Genomic DNA, 3,360 nt, shown 5'->3' on the forward strand with positions numbered 1-3,360 from the left:
GCCTCCCCTACCTCCCCTGCCTCCCCTGCCTACCGGGGCTTGTATCCCGTTATTTTTGGTCAACGCTATGCTAAAACTATCATTGTTGCCTCTCGACGTGGCTATTCACTGGATCTAAAAATTAAGCGATTAGTTGAAAAAGTGCAGTGAAATGTGAGAAGATAGTCATTTGTGTTAAATCTCTCCCGGCTTTACTGTTTGTAAGATTATGGCTAAGAGTAAAGGTGCCCGCATAATAGTGACACTAGAATGCACCGAGTGTCGAACAAACCCAGACAAGCGTTCTCCAGGCGTTTCTCGCTATACCAGCACCAAGAACCGTCGGAATACCACCAACCGCTTAGAATTGAAAAAGTTCTGTACCCACTGTAACAAACACACTGTTCACAAGGAAATCAAGTAAAGATGAGCTATTACCGTCGTCGCCTGTCGCCAATTAAGCCAGGAGAACCAATAGATTATAAAGATGTGGATTTATTGCGTAAATTTATCACAGAACGTGGTAAGATATTACCCCGGCGGATTACCGGGTTGACATCGCAGCAACAGCGCGAATTAACATTAGCAATTAAACGCGCCCGAATTGTGGCATTGTTGCCATTCATTAACGCAGAAGGCTAAAAAAATTTTGGATTTTGGATTTGGGATTTTAGATAAGAATCCGAAAAAAAGTAGCGTTGGCATTATAATTAGACGTTTACTTTCAATCCAAAATCTAAAATTTGACAGAGGTACAGGAATGTAAAACAGCATTCCCAATATCAAATCATTAAAATCACTAGGTTTGGGTTTGGGATTAAAAGCCAATCATTTTAATCCAAAATCTAAAATCTAAAATCTAAAAATTACTAAAAAAGTGCGAGAGTTGTGGAGAAGGGGACGCTAGTTGAATTTAGGGTTCAAGGCGATCGCCGTCTGGGAGTGGTAGATCGTCCAGACGGAAAGACCCGTTGGTTTGTAGTAGATGAACGAGGTCAATCCCACAGCCTCGCGCCTCGACAACTAACCTATACAGTGAATGGGCAAACTTACAAGCCCGCAGAAATTGCCCAATTTTTAGAACAAGTCAAACCTTATCTAGATCCATCTAGCTTGGAAGTGGCTTGGGAATTATTGGTAGAAGATGGGGAAACAGTCACTCCCAGTCAAATGGCGAATTTGCTGTTTTCAGAATCAGCACCACAGCACTGTTATGCTGCTCATTGCTTGTTATCAGAAGACAAACTCTATTTCAAGCAAAAAGGTGAAGCCTATGAACCTCGTAGCGCCACCCAAGTAGCAGAACGGAAACATCAGATAGAGGTAGAAGCCCAAAAGGCTAAGGGACAGCAGGAATTTTTAGCGCGTGTAGAACAGGCACTCAAGGGCGAAACCGTAGAATGGCAAAAGCATGACCGCCAACGTTTGGAAGCATTAGAAAAATATGCGTCCTTGCTGGCGGACATCGTGCGGATGGGTGTAAATTCCGACTCTTTAGCCCGTGCCTATCCACCCTCTGCCCCAGTATTAGAAACTATGAATATGCTGGGACGTGCTGCTACCCCCCCGGCAGCTTTTCAACTGTTGATCGACTTGGGTTGGTGGAGTCCCCACGAGAACCTGTTCCTGCGTCGTTCTTCCATTCCTGTTCAGTTCCCTAATAAGGTGTTAGAAGTGGCGCAACAAAATTTGGATTCTCCACCAGCAGATTTAGATACAAATCGTCTAGATTTAACTCATCTCAAGGTATATACCATTGATGATGAAAGTACCACAGAAATAGATGATGGGTTGAGTTGGGAAATACTATCTGATGGACGAGAACGGCTATGGGTACATATTGCCGACCCTACCCGGTGGTTAATACCAGAAGATGAATTAGATTTAGAAGCTAGAAAGCGGGGAAGTACAGTATATTTACCGACGGGCATGATTCCTATGTTCCCAGAGGTACTAGCAACAGGGCCGATGAGTCTGGTACAGGGGAAAATTTGTTGCGCCCTCAGCTTTGGTATAATTTTAGATGGAAATGGGGCTGTAGAAGATTACTGCATTCATCCCAGCCTGATGAAACCTACCTATCGTCTCACCTATGAAGATGTAGATGAGATGCTGGAATTAGGGGTAGAAGCAGAACCAGAAATAGCTGCGATCGCCACTTGGGCAAACAAGCGTAAAACTTGGCGATATAACCAAGGAGCCATCAGCATCAATATGCCAGAGGCGATGATTAAAGTCAAAGGCGATGATGTCAGCATTGATATTTTAGATGATTCTCCCTCCCGGCAACTAGTCGCAGAAATGATGATTCTGGCTGGAGAAGTAGCCGCACGTTACGGTCAAACCCATAACATTCCTCTCCCCTTCCGTGGTCAACCCCAACCAGAACTACCACCGGAAGAAGAATTGTTACAACTTCCTGCCGGCTTTGTCCGTGCCTGTGCCATGCGTCGGTGTATGCCCAAAAGTGAAATGAGTATTACACCTGTGCGTCATGCGGGTTTGGGACTAGATACCTACACCCAAGCAACTTCCCCCATTCGTCGTTACAGCGACTTATTGACCCATTTTCAACTCAAAGCACACCTACGGGGTGAAGATTTGCCCTTCTCAGCCGAACAACTCAAAGAAGTAATGATGACTGTCACCACCACCACCCAAGAAGTGACAATGGTGGAACGGCAAACTAATAGATATTATGCCCTGGAATATTTACGCCGTTATCCTGAAGAAGTATGGCAAATCACAGTCTTAATGTGGTTGCGAGAAGATAGCAATTTAGCTTTGATTTTATTAGAAGATTTAGGTTTACAGTTGCCAATGGTCTTCAAACGGATGGTGAATTTAGGTGAACAATTATTAGTTAAAGTCAGCCTCGCTGATCCGCAAAAAGATGTGATCCAGTTTCAAGAAATAATTTATCAAGAAGCTCTCTGAGGCAACAAGGGTGTAACAATGTGGGTCTGAATTTAACCCCATTGCCTGTCTTGATTATTTAAGTAAAGATAACAGATTAATACATTTGTTCGCGTAGCGTCTCCGTTCGGCGAAGCCGTGCCGATAGCTTGCGTGGCGACGCAGGAGCCATAGGCATAGGAGATAAGAGGCACAGCGGTCAGCAAATGGCTACGCTAACAGCTTTTTAATAGTTGGTGAACTTAAACTATTGGGTAAATGGGATATTCATACATATCCAATCAAGTTAATTAAACGAGTTAGGATTATTAAACGTGCTGATGGTTTCTATGTTCAATTCTGTGTAGATACAGAAACTAAACAAGAACCTAGAATAGCTGATGGTGAAATCGGTTTAGATGTCGGTTTAGAGTATTTTTACTCGGATTCTAATGGACATCATGAACCTAATCCTCGGTTTTTAAG

At 43.5% G+C, this 3,360-nt stretch carries 3 protein-coding genes and 2 pseudogenes; all 5 read left to right on the top strand.

Going from position 1 to position 3,360, the window contains the following annotated elements; translation table 11 throughout:
* Positions 1-63: 63 nt before the first annotated feature.
* A pseudogene (locus A0J48_RS27830) lies at positions 64-150 on the top strand (RDD family protein); the annotation flags it as partial.
* Between the two features lie 58 nt (positions 151-208).
* Complete coding sequence (rpmG, locus tag A0J48_RS26125) at positions 209-403, top strand: 50S ribosomal protein L33 (protein ID WP_010998585.1); 195 nt, start codon at positions 209-211, stop codon at positions 401-403.
* 2 nt (positions 404-405) lie between these two features.
* A complete protein-coding gene (gene rpsR, locus A0J48_RS26130) occupies positions 406-621 on the top strand; it encodes a 30S ribosomal protein S18 (protein ID WP_013193233.1) in 216 nt (71 codons plus the stop codon).
* A 246-nt stretch (positions 622-867) separates the two neighbouring features.
* Complete coding sequence (locus tag A0J48_RS26135) at positions 868-2,916, top strand: ribonuclease catalytic domain-containing protein (RefSeq protein ID WP_200327488.1); 2,049 nt, start codon at positions 868-870, stop codon at positions 2,914-2,916.
* Positions 2,917-3,145: 229 nt separating this feature from the next.
* Positions 3,146-3,360, top strand: a pseudogene (locus tag A0J48_RS26140) (RNA-guided endonuclease TnpB family protein); the annotation flags it as partial.

Source organism: Sphaerospermopsis aphanizomenoides BCCUSP55, from assembly GCF_001586785.1.
GTDB classification, from domain to species: domain Bacteria; phylum Cyanobacteriota; class Cyanobacteriia; order Cyanobacteriales; family Nostocaceae; genus Sphaerospermopsis_A; species Sphaerospermopsis_A aphanizomenoides_A.